The 16,940-nt window shown below is 68.0% G+C and carries 14 protein-coding genes; 7 read left to right on the forward strand and 7 right to left on the reverse strand.

Going from position 1 to position 16,940, the window contains the following annotated elements; translation table 11 throughout:
- Position 1: 1 nt before the first annotated feature.
- From hisS to metK, 6 genes are all read left to right on the forward strand, one after another.
- Entirely contained in the window at positions 2-1,327 is a 1,326-nt protein-coding gene (hisS, locus tag GRI40_RS08035; protein ID WP_160610838.1) for a histidine--tRNA ligase, read from the forward strand.
- A complete protein-coding gene (prfA, locus tag GRI40_RS13870) occupies positions 1,327-2,397 on the forward strand; it encodes a peptide chain release factor 1 (protein WP_160610839.1) in 1,071 nt (356 codons plus the stop codon). The genes hisS and prfA overlap by 1 nt, the downstream gene beginning before the upstream one ends.
- Complete coding sequence (gene prmC / locus GRI40_RS13875; RefSeq protein ID WP_160610840.1) at positions 2,394-3,224, forward strand: peptide chain release factor N(5)-glutamine methyltransferase; 831 nt, start codon at positions 2,394-2,396, stop codon at positions 3,222-3,224. The genes prfA and prmC overlap by 4 nt, the downstream gene beginning before the upstream one ends.
- Positions 3,225-3,491: 267 nt before the next feature.
- Positions 3,492-4,370: a DUF4167 domain-containing protein gene (locus tag GRI40_RS08050; RefSeq protein WP_337190547.1), complete on the forward strand. Its 879-nt coding sequence runs from the start codon at positions 3,492-3,494 to the stop codon at positions 4,368-4,370.
- Between the two features lie 24 nt (positions 4,371-4,394).
- On the forward strand, positions 4,395-5,972 hold the full coding sequence (lnt, locus tag GRI40_RS08055; protein ID WP_160610842.1) for an apolipoprotein N-acyltransferase: 1,578 nt from the start codon (positions 4,395-4,397) through the stop codon (positions 5,970-5,972).
- Between the two features lie 46 nt (positions 5,973-6,018).
- The gene (gene metK, locus GRI40_RS08060) at positions 6,019-7,236 is read left to right on the forward strand and encodes a methionine adenosyltransferase (RefSeq protein WP_160610843.1); all 1,218 of its coding nucleotides are present in this window, start codon (positions 6,019-6,021) and stop codon (positions 7,234-7,236) included.
- Between the two features lie 11 nt (positions 7,237-7,247).
- Here the strand turns inward: metK and GRI40_RS08065 are convergent, their stop codons facing one another.
- Genes GRI40_RS08065 through GRI40_RS08085 form a run of 5 tightly spaced genes read right to left on the reverse strand, consistent with a single transcriptional unit; the run spans position 7,248 to position 11,863 of the window.
- Entirely contained in the window at positions 7,248-8,519 is a 1,272-nt protein-coding gene (locus tag GRI40_RS08065; protein WP_160610844.1) for an MFS transporter, read from the reverse strand.
- A 5-nt stretch (positions 8,520-8,524) separates the two neighbouring features.
- Positions 8,525-9,652, reverse strand: coding sequence for an NAD(P)H-dependent flavin oxidoreductase (locus GRI40_RS08070; RefSeq protein ID WP_160610845.1), 1,128 nt, complete (start codon positions 9,650-9,652; stop codon positions 8,525-8,527).
- Positions 9,649-10,296 (reverse strand): CoA transferase subunit B, encoded by a 648-nt coding sequence (locus tag GRI40_RS08075; RefSeq protein WP_160610846.1) that lies wholly within the window; start codon positions 10,294-10,296, stop codon positions 9,649-9,651. The genes GRI40_RS08070 and GRI40_RS08075 overlap by 4 nt, the downstream gene beginning before the upstream one ends.
- A 14-nt stretch (positions 10,297-10,310) precedes the next feature.
- Positions 10,311-11,138 (reverse strand): HAD family hydrolase, encoded by an 828-nt coding sequence (locus GRI40_RS08080; protein WP_160610847.1) that lies wholly within the window; start codon positions 11,136-11,138, stop codon positions 10,311-10,313.
- A complete protein-coding gene (locus tag GRI40_RS08085) occupies positions 11,135-11,863 on the reverse strand; it encodes a CoA transferase subunit A (RefSeq protein WP_160610848.1) in 729 nt (242 codons plus the stop codon). Before GRI40_RS08085 ends, GRI40_RS08080 begins: the two co-directional genes overlap by 4 nt.
- 319 nt (positions 11,864-12,182) lie before the next feature.
- Between GRI40_RS08085 and GRI40_RS08090 the strand changes: the two genes are divergently transcribed.
- The gene (locus tag GRI40_RS08090) at positions 12,183-14,537 is read left to right on the forward strand and encodes a CDC48 family AAA ATPase (RefSeq protein ID WP_160610849.1); all 2,355 of its coding nucleotides are present in this window, start codon (positions 12,183-12,185) and stop codon (positions 14,535-14,537) included.
- Here the strand turns inward: GRI40_RS08090 and GRI40_RS08095 are convergent.
- Positions 14,534-15,592, reverse strand: coding sequence for a mechanosensitive ion channel family protein (locus GRI40_RS08095; protein WP_160610850.1), 1,059 nt, complete (start codon positions 15,590-15,592; stop codon positions 14,534-14,536). The genes GRI40_RS08090 and GRI40_RS08095 overlap by 4 nt on opposite strands.
- A 31-nt stretch (positions 15,593-15,623) precedes the next feature.
- A complete protein-coding gene (locus tag GRI40_RS08100; RefSeq protein ID WP_160610851.1) occupies positions 15,624-16,937 on the reverse strand; it encodes a sensor histidine kinase in 1,314 nt (437 codons plus the stop codon).
- Positions 16,938-16,940 lie beyond the last annotated feature (3 nt).

The following is a 16,940-nucleotide window of genomic DNA, read 5'->3' on the forward strand; positions in this document are numbered from 1 at the left end:
CATGAGCAGCACGAAAACCCCGCAAGCCATCCGCGGCACCCAGGACATCTTCGGGCCGGAAGCCGAGGTATTCGCCTTCGTGGTCGAGACGTTCGAGCGCGTGCGCAAGCTCTATCGCATGCGGCGCGTCGAGATGCCGGTGTTCGAGCGGACCGAGGTGTTCGCCCGCTCCATCGGCGAGACGACCGACATCGTATCCAAGGAGATGTATTCGTTCGAGGATCGCGGCGGGGAGAGCCTGACCTTGCGGCCCGAATTCACCGCCGGGATCGCGCGCGCGTTCATCACCAACGGCTGGCAGCAGCACGCGCCGCTGAAGGTGGCGACTCAGGGGCCGCTGTTCCGGTACGAGCGGCCGCAGAAAGGGCGCTACCGCCAGTTCCACCAGCTCGACGCGGAGATCATCGGCGCCGGCGAACCGCAGGCCGACGTGGAGCTGCTGGCGATGGCCGACCAGTTGCTCAAGGAACTCGGCATTTCGGACGGGGTGACGCTCCACCTCAACACGCTGGGCGATGGCGACAGCCGCGAAGCGTGGCGCGCCGCGCTGGTCGAACACTTTCGCCAGGTGCGCGGGGACCTGTCCGAGGATTCGCAGGAGCGGCTGGAGAAAAATCCGCTGCGCATCCTCGACAGCAAGGATCCGCGCGACCGGGCGTTCGTCGCCGATGCTCCGCAGATCGACGCCTACCTCTCGGATGAAGCGGTTCGGTTCTTCGAACAGGTGACGAGCGGCCTCGACGCCGCCGGGGTCGCCTGGACCCGCAACCCGGCGCTCGTGCGCGGGCTCGATTATTACCGCCACACCGCGTTCGAATTCGTCACCGACCGGCTGGGCGCGCAAGGAACCGTGCTCGGCGGGGGACGCTACGACGGGTTGATCGAAAGCCTCGGCGGCGCGCCGACCCCGGCGGTCGGATGGGCCGCCGGGATCGAGCGGCTGGCGATGCTGGTGGGCGAACGTGCCCCACAAGAGCGGTTCGACGTCGCGATCATCCCGATGGACGATGCCGGTCTGGCCCAGGCCAATTCGCTCGCCCGCTCCCTCCGGGCCGAGTGGAACAACGTCGAGATCTACGCCACCGGCAAGCTCAAGAAGCGGATGGCCCGCGCCAACGATGCGGGCGCGCTCGTCGCCGTGCTCATCGGAGAGGACGAAATCGCCGCCGGCGAAGTCACCGTGCGCGACCTCCACGATGGCGAGCAGGCCCGCGTCGCTCCCGCCGACGTGTCCGGCATCGTCGCGAAGGCCCAGAACGCGCAGTGGCTGCGCCAGACGGAGCATTCGGGCATCGGCCTCCCCGACTGGATCGATCCGGACGCCTGATGACCATTTCCGCCGACAGGCTCGAGCAGATCGCGCATCGCTTCGCCGAGCTGGAGGCGCGGCTGGCTTCGGGCACACTCGAGGGGGCGGAGTTCGTCGCCGCGAGCCGGGATTACGCCGAGCTGGAACCGGTCGTTCGCGTGGCGGAGCAGGTGCGCGCCATGCGGGGCGAGCTGGCCGAACTCGAGCAACTCGACGACGCCGACCCCGACATGAAGGCGCTGGCGGAGGAGGAAATAACCCGGCTGCGCGCGGCGCTGCCCGATGCGGAGCGTGCGCTGGCCGTCGCCATGCTCCCGCGCGATAGCGCCGATGCCCGCCCCGCCATGCTGGAAATCCGCGCCGGGACAGGCGGCGACGAGGCGGCGCTGTTCGCGGCCGACCTCTACCGCATGTACGAACGCTTCGCCGCCGAACAGGGCTGGCGCGTGGAGCCGGTCAGCATCAACGCCAGCGACATCGGCGGGTTCAAGGAAATCGTCGCCAACGTCGCGGGCAGTGGCGTGTTCGCCAGGCTGAAGTTCGAAAGCGGCGTCCACCGCGTCCAGCGGGTGCCGGTGACCGAAAGCGGCGGACGTATCCACACCAGCGCCGCGACCGTCGCCGTCCTGCCCGAACCCGACGAAGTCGACATCCAGATCGAGCCTGGCGACATCAAGATCGATATCTACCGCGCCAGCGGCGCGGGCGGCCAGCACGTCAACACCACCGACAGCGCGGTGCGCCTCACCCACCTGCCCACCGGCCTCGTCGTTATCCAGCAGGACCAGCGCAGCCAGCACAAGAACAAGGACAAGGCGATGCAGGTCCTGCGCACGCGCCTCTACGACCTGAAGCGGGCCGAAGCGCACGGGGCGGAGGCAGAAGCGCGGCGGGCGATGGTCGGCAGCGGCGACCGGTCCGAACGCATCCGCACATACAATTTTCCGCAAGGCCGCGTCACCGATCACCGCATCGGGCTGACACTGCACAAGCTCGACGACGTGCTCGCCGGGCCGGGGCTGTCAGAACTGGTCGACGCACTGGTTGCGGAAGACGAGGCGAAGCGGCTCGCCGCGCTGGGCGCGTGACCGTCGGAGAGGCGATCCGCGCCGCCGCCGCCCGGCTGGCAGGGGTGAGCGACACCGCGCGGCTCGATGCCGAACTGCTCCTTGCCCACGCGGTCGGCACGACGCGGTCCGGCATGCTGCTGTCCTGTCTGCGCGATCCCGCCCCCGCGGGATGGGACCGCCTCGTGGAACAGCGCACGCGGCACGTGCCCGTCGCCTACATCGTCGGGCGGCAGGAGTTCTGGGGGCTCGACCTTGCCGTCGCGCCCGGCGTACTGATCCCGCGCGCCGACAGCGAGACGATCGTCCGCGCCGCCCTCGCCGCCCGGCCCGATGCGCGGCGGGTGCTCGACCTCGGCACCGGGTCGGGCGCGCTCCTCGCCGCGCTGCTCAGCGAGCTGCCGGGGGCGACCGGTATCGGGGTCGAGGCATCGCCCGCAGCCGCAGACGTCGCCGCCAACAATCTTGCGCAGCTCGGGCTCCCGGGCGAGGTTGTCCTGCGTGACTGGAACCGGCCCGGGTGGCGCGCCGACCTCGGCCGCTTCGACCTCGTCGTATCGAACCCGCCTTACGTGGAAGACGACGCAGCGCTGGCTCCGGAAGTCCGCGATCATGAGCCGTCGGCGGCGCTGTTCGCCGGGGCCGATGGGCTCGATGCCTATCGCGTGCTTATCCCCCAGACAGCCGCGCTGCTCGAACCCGACGGCGTCGCGGCGTTCGAGATCGGTCACACACAGGCCGCTGCGGTGACGAATCTTGCGGAAGAAGCAGGCTTTGCCGCCGCGCTCCACCACGACCTGGCGGGGCGCCCGCGCTGCCTGGTACTCGCCCGTGCCGTCGTGCGATGAGTAGCGGGCCGACAAACGCGGTGTCGATGAACGCCCCGTCGATAAATGCTTGGCAAACGCTGCGGTGATGGCTACCTGCCACACAAGGTTTCCCCGGATCGCGACGCGTTCGCCACCGGGACGGCCTAGCTCCAACATTTGCATGACCGGCCGGGCGCGGAGCCCTTGGGACAAGGCAAATGGAGCACCGCGTCCGGTGTGGGCGCGGGGTGGGGTCACTTGACACGTCCTGCGACGGGAGATGTGCGGACGGTCACTCGGAAGGAAGTGTTTTCCTTGAACAACAACCGCAATAACAACAGCAACCGTCGTCGTGGACGGAATAATCGCCAGCAGGGCGGTGGCAATCAGAACCGGATCGACAGCCGCGCGCGGGGTAATGCGCCGCAGATGCTCGATAAATACAAGAAGCTGGCGCAGGATGCGCAGCACAATGGCGACCGGGTGCAGGCGGAATACTATCTGCAGTTCGCCGATCACTATTTCCGGGTCATCGCAGACAACAACCGCAGCCGGCAGGACGATGCACAGCAGCGCGGCGGACGATCCGACAACCGCGACTTGCAGTCCGATTACGACGGCGACGACGAAGATTTCGACGCACCGCGCCACGGCCGGGAAGACCGCCAGCGCGACGAGCGGTCGCGTGAAGACAGGGGACGTGAAGACCGGGCGCGCGATGACCGGACGCGTGATGACCGGGGGCGCGATGACAGTCGCGGCCGCGGGGATCGCGGTCGCTCGCGGCCCCGCCGTGACGAAAGCGGCGAAGGCGAACCCGGCACGCAGCAGTCCAGCGAATTCGAGCCGGCCGAAAACCCCTTCACCCGTCCGGCGCGCCCGCGTGACGCCGGCCCGGGCGATTCTGGCACCCGCGATAATGCCAACCGGGAGCGCGAACCGCGCCGGGCGCGCAGCCGCCGCAGCGCGGACGACGAGACCGACACGATGGTGACCGACGCGGGCGAGATCGATTCGGCGGCCCTGCCGCCGGCGTTCCTCGCCACTCCGGCATCGGCGCCGTCCGACAGTGCGGAACGCGAAGCCGGCGACCTGGGCGTGGAAGCCGCACGCAAGCCTGCACCGCGGCGGCGGCGCAAGGCGGCCGACGACGGCGAAGGCGAGAGCCTGACCGCGGTCGGCTGACGGAAAATCCGCGCGGACGCTCCGATGGCGGGTGCGATACGGCAAGCCGGGCGGGCTTTACTCGCCTGGCCCCGCGCCGCGGCACTGGGCTGCGGTCTGCTGGCGGCGACGGGATTTCCGCCGCTCGGCCTCTGGTCCATCGCCCTTCTGGGCGTGGCCGGTCTTGCCGCACTGATCGCGCAGACCAGCGGGTGGCGGCAGGCCGCCTGGCTGGGCTGGCTGTTTGGCGTTGCGCATTTTACCCTCGCCAACAACTGGATCGCCACAGCCTTCACCTACCAGGCGAACATGCCCCAAGCCCTGGGCTGGGTCGCGGTTCCGCTGCTCGCGCTTTACCTGGCCATCTATCCTGCGATCGGCGCGGCGCTCGCTCGCCGGGTGGGCGGGACGCGCCCGGTTCCGCTGGCGTTTGCGTTTGGCGGGGCGTGGGCGATTTCGGAATGGCTGCGGAGCTGGGTCTTCACTGGTTATGCGTGGGACCCGCTGGGCCTCATGCTGCTCGGCCCGTTCGACCGGCCCGGCCTTGCTGCCCTGCTGCCCTGGATGGGGACTTACGCGCTTTCCGGCCTCGCCGCCCTGATCGCGGGCGGCATCGCGGCGCTGCTGGCGGTGCGCGCGTGGTGGCGGGCGCTGGCCGTCTATGCGCTGCTGGCGGCCGGCATGATGCTGCCCGCGCCCCCGGGCCGGACGGGAACGCTGGCCGTCACCCTGATCCAGCCCGGCTTCCAGCAGGAGGAGCTCGACCGGCCGGAGCTGTACGAGGCGCAGTACCAGCAGCTCGACCAGCTCACCCGGCCCCGCCGCGATCAGGGCCAGCGGCTGGTTCTCTGGCCCGAATCGGGCCTGCCCGATTACCTGCGCGACGGGTATCCGCGCCGCTTCTACATCGCCACGACGGCAGGGGCCGATCCGCGCTATGCGCGCAGGCGCATCGGGCAAACCATCGGCGAAGGCAGTTTTCTGATGACCGGCGCCGTGGATCTGGAGATCGAAGGCGACAAGGCGACAGGCGCGTATAACGCGGTCAGCGTGCTCGATCCGCAGGGCAACTTCCGGGGCACCTATCGCAAGGCGCACCTCGTCCCGTATGGCGAATACCTGGCACTGCGCTGGCTGCTGGAACCGCTGGGCGCGACGCGCCTGGTGGCGGGCGCAATCGACTTCATTCCCGGACCGGGGCCCCGGACGCTCGACCTCGGCGCCTATGGCGAGGTCGGCGTCCAGATCTGCTACGAGATCATATTCGCCGGCCAGGTCGTCGACCGGGCCAACCGGCCCGATTACATCTTCAACCCGTCGAACGACGGCTGGTTCGGCGCATTCGGTCCGCCGCAGCATTTTGCACAAGCGCGGATGCGGGCAATCGAGGAAGGGCTGCCGGTGCTTCGCGCGACCGTGAACGGGATCAGCGGCGTGATCGACGCGCGCGGCGTGGTGCGCGCGCACCTGCCGACCAGCGAGCGGCCCGGCCGCATCGACGCATTCGTGCCCCCGCCCGCCCCGCCGACGTGGTTCGCGATGATCGGCAACGCACTTTCGCTTGCATGGGCCCTACTGGCTTTTGCCGCGTCCGTGCTTGTCAGACGGCGGTGGCAACGCTAGGCGCAATTCAGTCATAAAGCTTCCTTTATATCAGGATTTCTCTCCGATGCGGTCCGATTACCTGTTCACTTCCGAAAGCGTGTCCGAAGGCCATCCGGACAAGGTGTCCGACCAGATTTCCGATGCCATCGTCGACCTGTTCCTTTCGAAGGACCCGGAAGCGCGCGTCGCGTGCGAAACGATGACGACGACGCAGAAGGTGGTCCTGGCCGGCGAGGTTCGCGGCGAAGGCATCATGGATGCCGACGGCAACTGGGCGCCCGGCGTGAAAGAGGAGATCGAGGCTACCGTCCGCGACGTGGTGCGGGAAATCGGTTACGCGCAAAAGGGTTTCCACTGGGAAACACTCGACTTTGCCAACAACCTTCATCCCCAGTCCGCCCACATCGCACAGGGCGTGGACGCCAGCGGTGAAAAGGACGAAGGCGCCGGGGATCAGGGCATCATGTTCGGGTTCGCTTGCGACGAGACCCCGGACTTCATGCCCGCGACCCTTTATTACAGCCACAAAATCCTGGAGCGGATGGCCGCAGATCGCCATTCCGGCGCGGCGCCTTTCCTCGAACCCGACACCAAAAGCCAGGTGACGCTGCGCTTTGCCGGCGGCAAGCCGGTGGCGGCGACCGCGATCGTCGTGTCGACCCAGCACGCGCCGGGTTACGACAGCGGCTCCAACGAAACCGAGCTGCACAATTACGTGCGCGGCGTGGTGGCCGAGGTGATCCCGGCGGAGCTGCTGACGAACGAGACCGTGTACCACATCAATCCCACCGGCCGCTTCGAGATCGGCGGACCGGACGGCGACGCCGGCCTGACGGGGCGCAAGATCATCGTCGACACCTACGGCGGCGCGGCCCCGCACGGCGGCGGCGCGTTCAGCGGCAAGGACCCGACGAAGGTCGACCGTTCAGCCGCATACGTCACCCGATACCTCGCCAAGAATATCGTTGCCGCGGGTCTTGCCAGCCGCTGCACCATCCAGATCGCCTATGCGATCGGCGTGTCCGAGCCGCTGTCGCTCTATGTCGATACGCACGGCACGGGCACGGTGGCGGACGACGCACTGGAAGCGGCCATCACCACCGTGGCGGGCGAGAAGCTCGGCGGCCTCACCCCGCGCGGCATCCGCGAAGGGCTGAAGCTCAACAAGCCGATCTACCGCAAGACCGCCGCCTATGGCCATTTCGGCCGCACGCCGGAAGGCGATCTGTTCCCGTGGGAAAAGACCGACCTCACCGACGCGCTGAAATCCGCGGTCGCCTGATTGCCAGGCGGCTAGGCTCGCCCTTCCCTTACGGCAAGAAGATCGCGCTCGAGCGAACGCGCGGCGCGCAGGTAGTGCGCCGCCGCCCACCAGCTCATCAGCGCGGTGCCGGCCATGGCCAGTCCCAGCGCGCCGTCGCTCGTCATGCCGCTGGCTGCCAACCGGTCGCTCAGCCAGCCGACGATCACTGGCCCGAGACCGCCCACCATCCCGGTGAAGATGTTCGCCAGCGCATGGCCGGTCGCGCGCATGCGCGTGTCCAGCATGTTCTGGATCGTCCCCGCCGTGGCGCCAAGGAAGGTGAACAGCAGCAGGGTCGACAGGGCGGTCAGGGCCAGGAACGAAGCCATGTCGCTGCGCATCATGCCAATGGCGAATAGCGGCGCGGATACCAGCAGGCAGAGAGCTGGGAACGTCGCGTAGGCGCTCGGCCAGCGGGGGGCGAGGCGGTCGGCGATCGCGCCGCCTGCAGCCACCGAAATTGCCGCGGGCAGGCTTGCGGCGAGTGCCGTCATCAGGCCCGCCTCCCCCACCGGCAGGCCGAACCGGCGGGTCATCAGCGCGGAAAGAAACGCGATCAGCCCGAAACCGACCATGGAGGCGAGCGCGGAGCCGATGATCAGGTTGCGCGCGCTCGGCAGGCCCGTCAGCCGCCTGAGGACGGCGCGCATCGGCGGCACGTGGTCGCCGAAATCGGGATCGTGCGCACCGCGCACGGGCTCCGCGACGAACAGCCAGACAGCCACCGCCAGCAGAATGCCGGGAAGACCCGTGACGATGAACGCCCACCGCCAGCCCCAGTATTGCGCCACGATGCCGCCCCCGGCCATCCCGATCAGCGCGCCGAGCGGGGCGGCGAGCAACAGGATCGACATCGCGCTGGCACGGCGGTTGGGCGGGTAATAGTCCGCGATCACCGACTGGTTCGCGGGAAGGCCCACAGCCTCCCCCACGCCGACCGCCACCCGCGCGCCAAGCAATTGCTGCCAACCGGTCACGAAGCCGCAGGCGGTGGCGGCAACGGACCACAGCATCGTGCCGATCGCCGTCAGCGTCAGGCGCCGGCGCCGCTCCGCCAGGCGCGCGATTGCAACGCCCAGTACGATGTTGAGCGAAGAGTATGCGAACCCGAGCAGCCCGATCTGCGCGTCGCTCAGCCCGAACTCCGCCTTGAGCGGCTCCACCAGAGCGTTGACCACGATTCGATCGACGAACCCGATGGTGCCGATGGCGGTCAGGATAGTCAGCGCCAGCGCAGGCGAATGGCGGCGCAACCTGGACATTTCTGCTAGCCGAGCGAACCTGCGAGCCGCTGGACCGCCTCGACATATTCCTCGCGGAAGGCCTGCACCACGGCACGTGCGGGCCGAACGTCATCCACGAGGCCGACGCCCTGGCCGACGAAATAGCTGACCAGATCGCGCGCCTCGCGGTTCCCGGCCTCGGCCGCGCGCTCGATCCGTGCGAACGCCGGCTCGGAAACCATGCCCATGAGCGGCATCGGGAGCGTGCCTGGGCCTTCGGGTGCGTCCCACGCGTCGTGCCACGCAGTGCGAAGCTGACGCGCGGGCTTGCCCGTGCGGCTGCGCGATCGCACCGTGTCCCGGCTGCGCGCCGCGACCATGCGATCGCGAAATGCTTCGCTGGTTTCGCTTTCGGGTGTCGCCAGCCATACGCTGCCCGTCCACGCGCCATCGGCCCCGGCCGCCATCATGCCCGCCATCTGGCCGCCGGTCATGATCCCGCCAGCCGCCAGCACGGGCGCATCGTGGCCTGCCCGGCGGAGCGCGCGGACCACTTCGGGGATGAGCACGAGGGTGGATACTTCGCCGCAATGCCCCCCGGCCTCCCCGCCTTGCGCGACGATGATGTCCACGCCCGCTTCGGCCTGGCGGATCGCGTGCTCCTTTGCCCCCACCAGCGCCGCCACGGGAACCCCGCGCCGTCTGGCTTCCACGATCATCGCCGGCGGCGCGATGCCCAGCGCGTTGGCGATCAGGCGAATGGGGTGGCGGAACGCGACCTCCATCAGCGCCAGCCCGTTTTCCGGCGTGATGCCCATGCGCTCGCGCAGCGGCGCGACGGTACGGTCAGCGTCGATCCCGTGGCGGCCCAGCAGGTCGGCAGCAAACGCCGCGTATTTCGGATCGATCGCCGCCGCACGCGCCGCGTTATCCGCCATGCCGGCCACGCTGGGGTCGATCGTTTCGGGCACGATCACGTCGACGCCATAGGGCGCCCCGCCGACGTGCGCGTCGATCCAGGCAAGTTCCTCTTCAAGCTGTTCGGGCGGGAACCGTGTCGCCCCCAGCACGCCGAATCCGCCCGCCTTGCTGACTGCCACCACCACGTCGCGGCAGTGGCTGAACGCGAACAGCGGAAACTCCGCCCCGGTCAGCGCGCAGACACGGTTCATGCGGTCACGGCAACCTCGTACGCCGCCGTGGTCTTTGCGGCCACCTCGTCAGCGGTCACGCCCGGCGCGGTCTCGATCAGCCGGAACGGGCTGTCGTGGTCGGGGCGCTGAAACACCGCGAGGTCCGTGACGATCATGTCGACCACGTTGCGCCCCGTCAGCGGCAGGGTGCATTCGGGGATGAACTTGGGGCTGCCGTCCTTCGCGGTGTGTTCCATCACCACGATGATCTTCTTGACCCCGGCGACGAGGTCCATCGCGCCGCCCATGCCCTTGATCATCTTGCCGGGGATCATCCAGTTGGCGATGTCGCCCTGCTGGCCGACCTCCATGGCGCCCAGGACGGTCAGGTCGATATGCCCGCCCCGAATCATGGCGAAGCTGGACGCGCTGTCGAAATAGGCGCTGTGGGCGAGCTCGCTGATGGTCTGCTTGCCGGCGTTGATCAGGTCGGGATCGACCTCGTCGTCATACGGGAACGGGCCGATTCCCAGCATGCCGTTCTCGCTCTGCAAGGTCACCTGCATGCCTTCCGGAATGTGGTTAGCGACCAGCGTAGGAATGCCGATGCCGAGGTTGACGTAGTAGCCATCCTGCAGTTCCTTCGCAGCGCGCGCGGCCATTTCGTCGCGGGTCCAGGGCATGGGTGTATCGTCCTTCAGCTCAGCGGTTGGGGGATGAGGAACCAGCCCGCCCCGATCAGGCGATCGAGCGGTGCGGCGTGCAGCGGGTCCTTGATGTACTGGTAGAGTTCGTCGAAATCGGCGCGTTCGTCGCCGGCGATGGCGAGGACGCAGAAATCTTTCGCGAAATCGGCACGGCGCGCCTGCTTGCCTTGCTCGGCCCCGGATAGCAGGACCAGCTCGTCGCCTCCCGCAGCGTCGAGGCCCGATGCGACAAGCGCCCGGCGGACAGCGTCGGCATAACCGACAGGCCTCGCGGTGATCCACGCCACGGTGACGCCTTGTTCGCGCAGCTGAGAGAGCGCGGAGGACAGGCCCGCGTCACCCGCGACGGCCCGTGCAGGATCGAATACGCCGGCCTGCGGGTCGAGATCCACGAGCAGCGCCGGGCGCGCCGATGTGCAGGCGCGCGTCTCCGGCAGCAGCGCGCGCGGATTGGTCAGGAGGGCCGACGGGCGGGCACCGGTCGCAGGCGCGGCTGCGTTCGCCACGTATTCCTGGAGCGGGGCGTAACTGAACGATGCCGGCGCGGCGCCCCCGCGGGGGGCGGGAAGCTCGCCTGACAGAACACTGACCTTCGTCCCGTCTTCCAGGGTGTACGTGGCCGGCAAGGTATCGCTTGCGCCACCACTGCCCGGCAGCTGGGCAGTGCCGGAAGGCCGCTCGGCCCGGCCATTGCCATCGACGCCTGTGCCGATCATCCCGCCCGCGGCGAGCACGGGCAGGGCCGCTGCCACGCACCCCGAAAGCAGGGGCGCCATGGTCAGGATCGCGGCAAATGCGGCAGAGCGCCGCGCGGTCATGCCGCGGCAGAATCCCGCTGGCGCACGGTACGGAACTCGATCTTCTTCTCGTACGGCGCGCCCAGGATCATGCGCTGGACATAGACGCCAGGCAGGTGGATGCAGTCGGGATCGAGGCTGCCGGCGGCCACGATTTCTTCCACCTCGACCACGCAGACGCGGCCGCAGGTGGCGGCCGGGACGTTGAAGTTGCGCGCGGTCTTGCGAAACACGAGGTTGCCGGTTTCGTCCGCCTTCCACGCCTTGACGATGGCCAGGTCCGCAAAGATGCCGCGTTCAAGGATGAATTCCTCCGGCCCGTTGCGGCCTTCGAGGACCTTTGCGTCCTTGCCCTCGGCAACCTTCGTGCCCACGCCGGTCTTGGTGTAGAAGCCCGGGATTCCCGCGCCGCCTGCGCGCATGCGTTCTGCGAGAGTGCCCTGGGGGCAGAATTCCACCTCCAGTTCGCCGGCGAGGTACTGGCGTTCGAATTCCTTGTTCTCGCCGACATAGCTCGCGATCATCTTGCGCACCTGGCGCGTGCGGAGCAGCTTGCCGATGCCTTCGTTGTCGATGCCCGCATTGTTGCTGGCGAAAGTGAGCTTCTTCACCCCGCTGTCGCGAATGCCGTCAAGCAGGCGTTCCGGTACCCCGCACAGGCCGAATCCGCCGCTGGCAATCAACATGTCGTCGTGAAGCAGCCCATCCAGGGCGGCGGCGGCGTCGGGGTATATCTTGCTGGCCATGGCCTGTTATTACCCGGCGAGATTTTGCCTGTCACCTGCGTCCGCATGACAACTACCGGCGTTGAGATGAGAAAAACGCAACAGTCGATGTTCTTTTCGCACTTGCACAAATTCGTGCACTGCAACATATCAGCGGGGCCTTTCAGGCATCCTCTCCCAAGACTTCCAAGGCCCGGTGGTTCGTCCCCCGGGCCTTTTTTTCGCCCTTGCGGCCTGTTGTGGCGGCCAGGGGCACGGAATCGCGCGCCGTTCATTGGCATTTTGCTGCCTCGTGCCTACCTCGGTGGCCACGGACGAAACGAAGGAGGGGCAAATCCCCATGGCCGATAGCGAAGCCGAAACGGGTGCAAATACGGTACGGCTGCAGGTTGCTGCCGCCCGCCAGGAAGAAAGCGGACAGGGCATCGCACGCATGCCGCGCAGCGCTTTCCAGGCGCTCGGGATCACCGAAGGCGACGTCGTCGAGGTTACTGGCAAGCGCACGACGACGGCCATCGCCGTGCCCGCCTACGACGAGGACCAGACGCTCGATGTCGTTCGCCTCGACGGATTGCAGCGCTCGAATGCCGACACCGGTTCGGGCGAGCACGTAGTTATTCGCGCCGCCGAATCGCGTGCCGCCACCCGCGTCGTCTTCGCGCCTGCCCAGCGCGAAATGCGCCTGCAGGGACCGGCCGAAGCGCTGAAGCGCAACTTCTTCCGCAAGCCGCTGGTCGCGGGCGATCTCGTCGCCACCACCGGCCAGCAGCCGGTGCAGAACATGCCGCCCGAAGTGCGCCGCATGTTCAACCAGCAGGCATATGCCCTCACCCAGATTCGCCTGACGGTCGTTTCCACCTCGCCCAAGGGCATCGTCCACATCGACGAGAACACCGAGGTCGAACTGCGCGCCGAATTCGCCGAGCCACGCGATGGGCGCGCGGTGGTGAACTACGATGACGTGGGCGGTATCGGCGATACGATCCAGCAGCTCCGCGAGATGGTCGAACTGCCGCTTCGCTATCCCGAACTGTTCACCCGGCTCGGCGTCGACCCGCCGAAGGGCGTGCTGCTCCACGGGCCGCCGGGAACGGGCAAGACGCGCCTGGCGCAGGCGGTCGCCAACGAGAGCGATGCGACGTTCTTCATCATCAACGGGCCCGAAATCATGGGTTCGGGCTATGGCGAGAGCGAGAAGCGTCTGCGCGAGGTGTTCGAGGAGGCCACAAAGGCATCGCCCGCCATCGTCTTCATCGACGAAATCGATTCCATCGCGCCCAAGCGCAGCCAGGTGTCCGGCGAAGCGGAAAAGCGCCTCGTCGCGCAGCTGTTGACGCTGATGGACGGGCTGGAAGCGCGCTCCAACATCGTCGTCATCGCTGCAACCAACCGACCTGATGCCATCGACGAGGCGCTGCGCCGGCCGGGCCGCTTTGACCGCGAGATCGTGATCGGCGTGCCGGACGAGAAGGGCCGCCGCGAAATCCTCTCGATCCATACCCGCGGCATGCCGCTGGGCGCGCGGGTGGACCTCGATGAACTGGCGCGGACCACGCACGGCTTCGTCGGGGCGGACATCGCCGCCCTGGCGCGCGAGGCCGCGATCGAGGCGGTGCGGCGCATCATGCCGCGGCTCGACCTCGACGCGCGCGAAATTCCGCCCGAAGTGCTCGATGACCTGATGGTGACGCGCGAAGATTTTCTCGCCGCGCTGAAGCGGGTGCAGCCGAGCGCCATGCGCGAGGTCATGGTGCAGGTGCCAAACGTGGGCTGGTCCGACATCGGCGGCCTGGGCGAAGCGACGGAAAAACTGCGCGAGGGCGTGGAGCTGCCGCTGAAGAACCCCGATGCGTTTCATCGCCTGGGCATTCGCCCGGCCAAGGGCTTCCTGCTCTATGGGCCGCCGGGCACGGGCAAGACCCTGCTGGCCAAGGCAGTCGCCAAGGAGGCCGAGGCCAACTTCATCTCGATGAAGAGTTCCGACCTCTTGTCCAAATGGTACGGCGAGAGCGAGCAGCAGATCGCCCGCCTGTTCCAGCGCGCCCGCGCGGTGGCGCCGTGCATTATCTTTATCGACGAGATCGACAGCCTGGTCCCCGCCCGGGGCTCCGGCCAAGGCGAACCGCAAGTGACTGGCCGCGTCGTGAACACGATCCTTGCCGAAATGGACGGGCTGGAAGAATTGCAGTCGGTGGTGGTGATCGGCGCGACCAATCGCCCCACGCTGGTCGATCCGGCCCTGCTCCGGCCTGGCCGGTTCGACGAGCTCGTCTATGTCGGCACGCCAGACAAGGCTGGACGTGAGATGATCCTCGGCATCCACACCCGCGACATGCCGCTGGCGAGCGACGTCGACCTCGGCAAGGTAGCAGCGGATACCGAGCGCTTCACCGGCGCCGATCTCGAAGACGTTGTCCGGCGGGCCGGCCTCAACGCGCTGCGGCGCGCGGGCGGCGACGTGCAGGAAGTGAACGCCGCGGACTTCGCCGACGCCATGGAGGATTCGCGCGCGACCGTGACTCCGGCGATGGAAGAGGAATACAAGAAGATGCGCGGCGAGCTGAAAAAGCGCGCAGCGGAAATGGCCGCGTCGATCGGCTTCGTCCCTGCCGAGCTCCTCACGCCGACGCGGGAACACAAGCATGCGCCGGCCCCCGCCCCCGCGGCGGTGGACCGGGACGACCGTCCCGACTAGCTGCTGCCGGTCGTGACGCTGGAGTGAAGGAGCGCGGCGGGCTGCGCCCGGCGAAGCCAGTCGAGCATGTGCTCCCGCACCGCGGCGCGCAGTTCGAACAGGTCGGAGATGGTTGCCGCGCTCACCGCCATGCGCAATTCGACCGACCCGGCTCGCGCCTCGGTCATGAGGAGTTTGCCCGTCCGACCGTCCCACGCGGGCTGCTCGGCCAGGAAACGCTCGAACTCGGCACGGATCGGGCCCACTTCGGCGGCAGGATCGAGGTGAAGGTAAACGGGCCCGGTCAGCAACTCGCTGGCGCGAGACCAGTTCTCGAACGTGTTGTCGAGGAAACGGCTTGTGGGCACGATCGCGGCACGTTCGTCCCACATCCGCACGACGACGAAGCTCATGCGAATGTCCTCCACCCGGCCCGTGTGCCCGTCGATGACGACCATATCGCCGAGGCGCAGCGGCTCTGTAATGGCCATCTGCAAGCCCGCGATGAGCGATTTCAGCGCCGGCTGTGCGGCAGCGCCGACGGCGAGGGCGGCAAGACCTGCCGACGCGAGGAGCGTGGCGCCGACCTGCTTCACCCCCGGAAGCTGGAACAGCACCAGTCCCACTGTCAGGAATACGACCAGGAACGTGGCAGTGCGCGACAGTATGGCGATGCGCGTCCGGCGGCTGCGGGCCGCGGCGATATTGGTCGAGATTTCGGCCCGATACTCCAGCGCGGCGGCGAACGCCTTGACCAGCGAATAGGCGATCCAACCGAGCAGCGCCGGCACCGCCAGAGAACCCACGCTGGACCAGATCCACGCCGCCCAGGCGTCCACCTCAGCCGCCATGGCCAGGGCGATCGCGGTCGCGGCCCAACGCGTCGGGGAACGCAGCCGCTCCAGAACCAGGCCGTCGACCGGTGTCTCCGTACGGTCGGCGAGACGGCAGGCCACCGAAAACACCAGCCGGTGAACAAGGGCCGCAATCGCGAGAGACACCCCGATGGCAATCACCGCGTGCACCAGTTCCGGCCAGTCGATGGCGTAATTTAAGAGATCGAATTCGCGCAGCATCGGTCCGCCCTATGGCGCGCGGCGCAGGCTATCAAGCAACGGGATGCTCGTCTGTGATGGGAATGCGCATCGAAACCGCGACGCCCGCCCCGGTGAAGCGGCGTTCGATCGTGCCGCGAAGCTGGCGCGCGGCGCTGGTCATCAGCAGGCTGCCGAAACCTGTGCGCTCGGGCTCCTCGTCAGTACCCGGGAAGTGTTCGCGCCAGTCGATTGACGCCATGCCATCTTCGACCCACCATGAAACCGCAAGGTCGCCGCCGGAAGACCAGCAGCCGTACTTCACCGCGTTGGTGGTCAATTCGTGAAGCACCAGGCCCAGCGGGGTCACCTGCCTTGCAGGAAGGACGATATCCGGCCCGTCGAGCGCGACCTGCCGTTCGGATGAAAGATACGGCCGGACCGTCGATTCGACCAGCGTGCGGAGGCGTGCGCCCTCTCCGCTGGCGGAACCCTGGGTCACCTCGTGCGACGCGACCAGTGCGTGGATACGTTCGGCAATCCGCTCCGCCACGGGTTGCGCCTCCGGGGTGTCCTTCGCGCTCATGCGGACAATGGCCAGGATGACCGCGAACAGGTTTTTCACCCGGTGGTTGAGCTCGCGCGCGAGAAGATCTGCTCGGTCCCTCGCTTCGGCAACGACCGAGGCCTGCGCCGCCTCCGCCTCCGCGCGCGCAGTGCGTCCCACGAGCCGGTAACCGAGCCCCAGCGCAAGAAGCAGCATCGCGAGCAGCGCGCCCAGAAGCGGCAGCACGCGGCCCTCCGCCTCGGCGGCGTCGCGCGTGGCGGCCGCCAGCTGCTCCTGCTCGATCATCTCGAGTTCCCGGATGGCGGCGCGAAGACGGACCATGACCTCCATCCCCTCATCGCTCAGCATCGAGGTGCGCGCGTCGAGCAGTGCGCCGCGCTCGACCATGCTGACCGAATCGGCCATCTCGCCGAACTTGGAATTCGTCAGGTTTTCCACTTGCGCCAGCAAGTGCCGCTGACGCGGGCTCGCCACGGGCTCGAGCAGCTTGTCCAGCCGCGACAGGGCCGGACCATATTGCTCACGCGCCGCGAGGTACGGCCCGAGATAGCGGCGATCGAGCGTGAGCAGGTAGCCGCGCTGCCCCGTTTCCGCGTTGAGCACGGCGCGGTTGACGCTCACCAGTTCCGCCAGCACGGCGCTCATCTGTGCGACGCGGTCGCGCTGCGTGCGCTCGGCCTCCACAGTCCGGTAGATCAGCAGGACCACGCCCAGCAGTGAAGCCGCCACCAGCGCGAAGACCGCCAGGGTGGCGGCATGGGCATATGCCCGGCGCAAGCCCGATGCGCGCGACTTCGCTGGCGTTCCGGCGGCCGACATGGC

The sequence above is a fragment of the Tsuneonella aeria genome (assembly GCF_009827495.1).
Taxonomy (GTDB): Bacteria; Pseudomonadota; Alphaproteobacteria; order Sphingomonadales; family Sphingomonadaceae; genus Tsuneonella; species Tsuneonella aeria.

Excerpts from the sequence above, each read along its gene's own strand:
- hisS (WP_160610838.1), top strand. The coding sequence starts at position 2 with ATGAGCAGCACGAAAACCCCGCAAGCCATCCGCGGCACCCAGGACATC.
- prfA (WP_160610839.1), top strand. The coding sequence starts at position 1,327 with ATGACCATTTCCGCCGACAGGCTCGAGCAGATCGCGCATCGCTTCGCC.
- lnt (WP_160610842.1), top strand. The coding sequence starts at position 4,395 with ATGGCGGGTGCGATACGGCAAGCCGGGCGGGCTTTACTCGCCTGGCCC.
- metK (WP_160610843.1), top strand. The coding sequence starts at position 6,019 with ATGCGGTCCGATTACCTGTTCACTTCCGAAAGCGTGTCCGAAGGCCAT.
- GRI40_RS08065 (WP_160610844.1), bottom strand. The coding sequence starts at position 8,519 with ATGTCCAGGTTGCGCCGCCATTCGCCTGCGCTGGCGCTGACTATCCTG.
- GRI40_RS08070 (WP_160610845.1), bottom strand. The coding sequence starts at position 9,652 with ATGAACCGTGTCTGCGCGCTGACCGGGGCGGAGTTTCCGCTGTTCGCG.
- GRI40_RS08075 (WP_160610846.1), bottom strand. The coding sequence starts at position 10,296 with ATGCCCTGGACCCGCGACGAAATGGCCGCGCGCGCTGCGAAGGAACTG.
- GRI40_RS08080 (WP_160610847.1), bottom strand. The coding sequence starts at position 11,138 with ATGACCGCGCGGCGCTCTGCCGCATTTGCCGCGATCCTGACCATGGCG.
- GRI40_RS08085 (WP_160610848.1), bottom strand. The coding sequence starts at position 11,863 with ATGGCCAGCAAGATATACCCCGACGCCGCCGCCGCCCTGGATGGGCTG.
- GRI40_RS08090 (WP_160610849.1), top strand. The coding sequence starts at position 12,183 with ATGGCCGATAGCGAAGCCGAAACGGGTGCAAATACGGTACGGCTGCAG.
- GRI40_RS08095 (WP_160610850.1), bottom strand. The coding sequence starts at position 15,592 with ATGCTGCGCGAATTCGATCTCTTAAATTACGCCATCGACTGGCCGGAA.
- GRI40_RS08100 (WP_160610851.1), bottom strand. The coding sequence starts at position 16,937 with ATGTCGGCCGCCGGAACGCCAGCGAAGTCGCGCGCATCGGGCTTGCGC.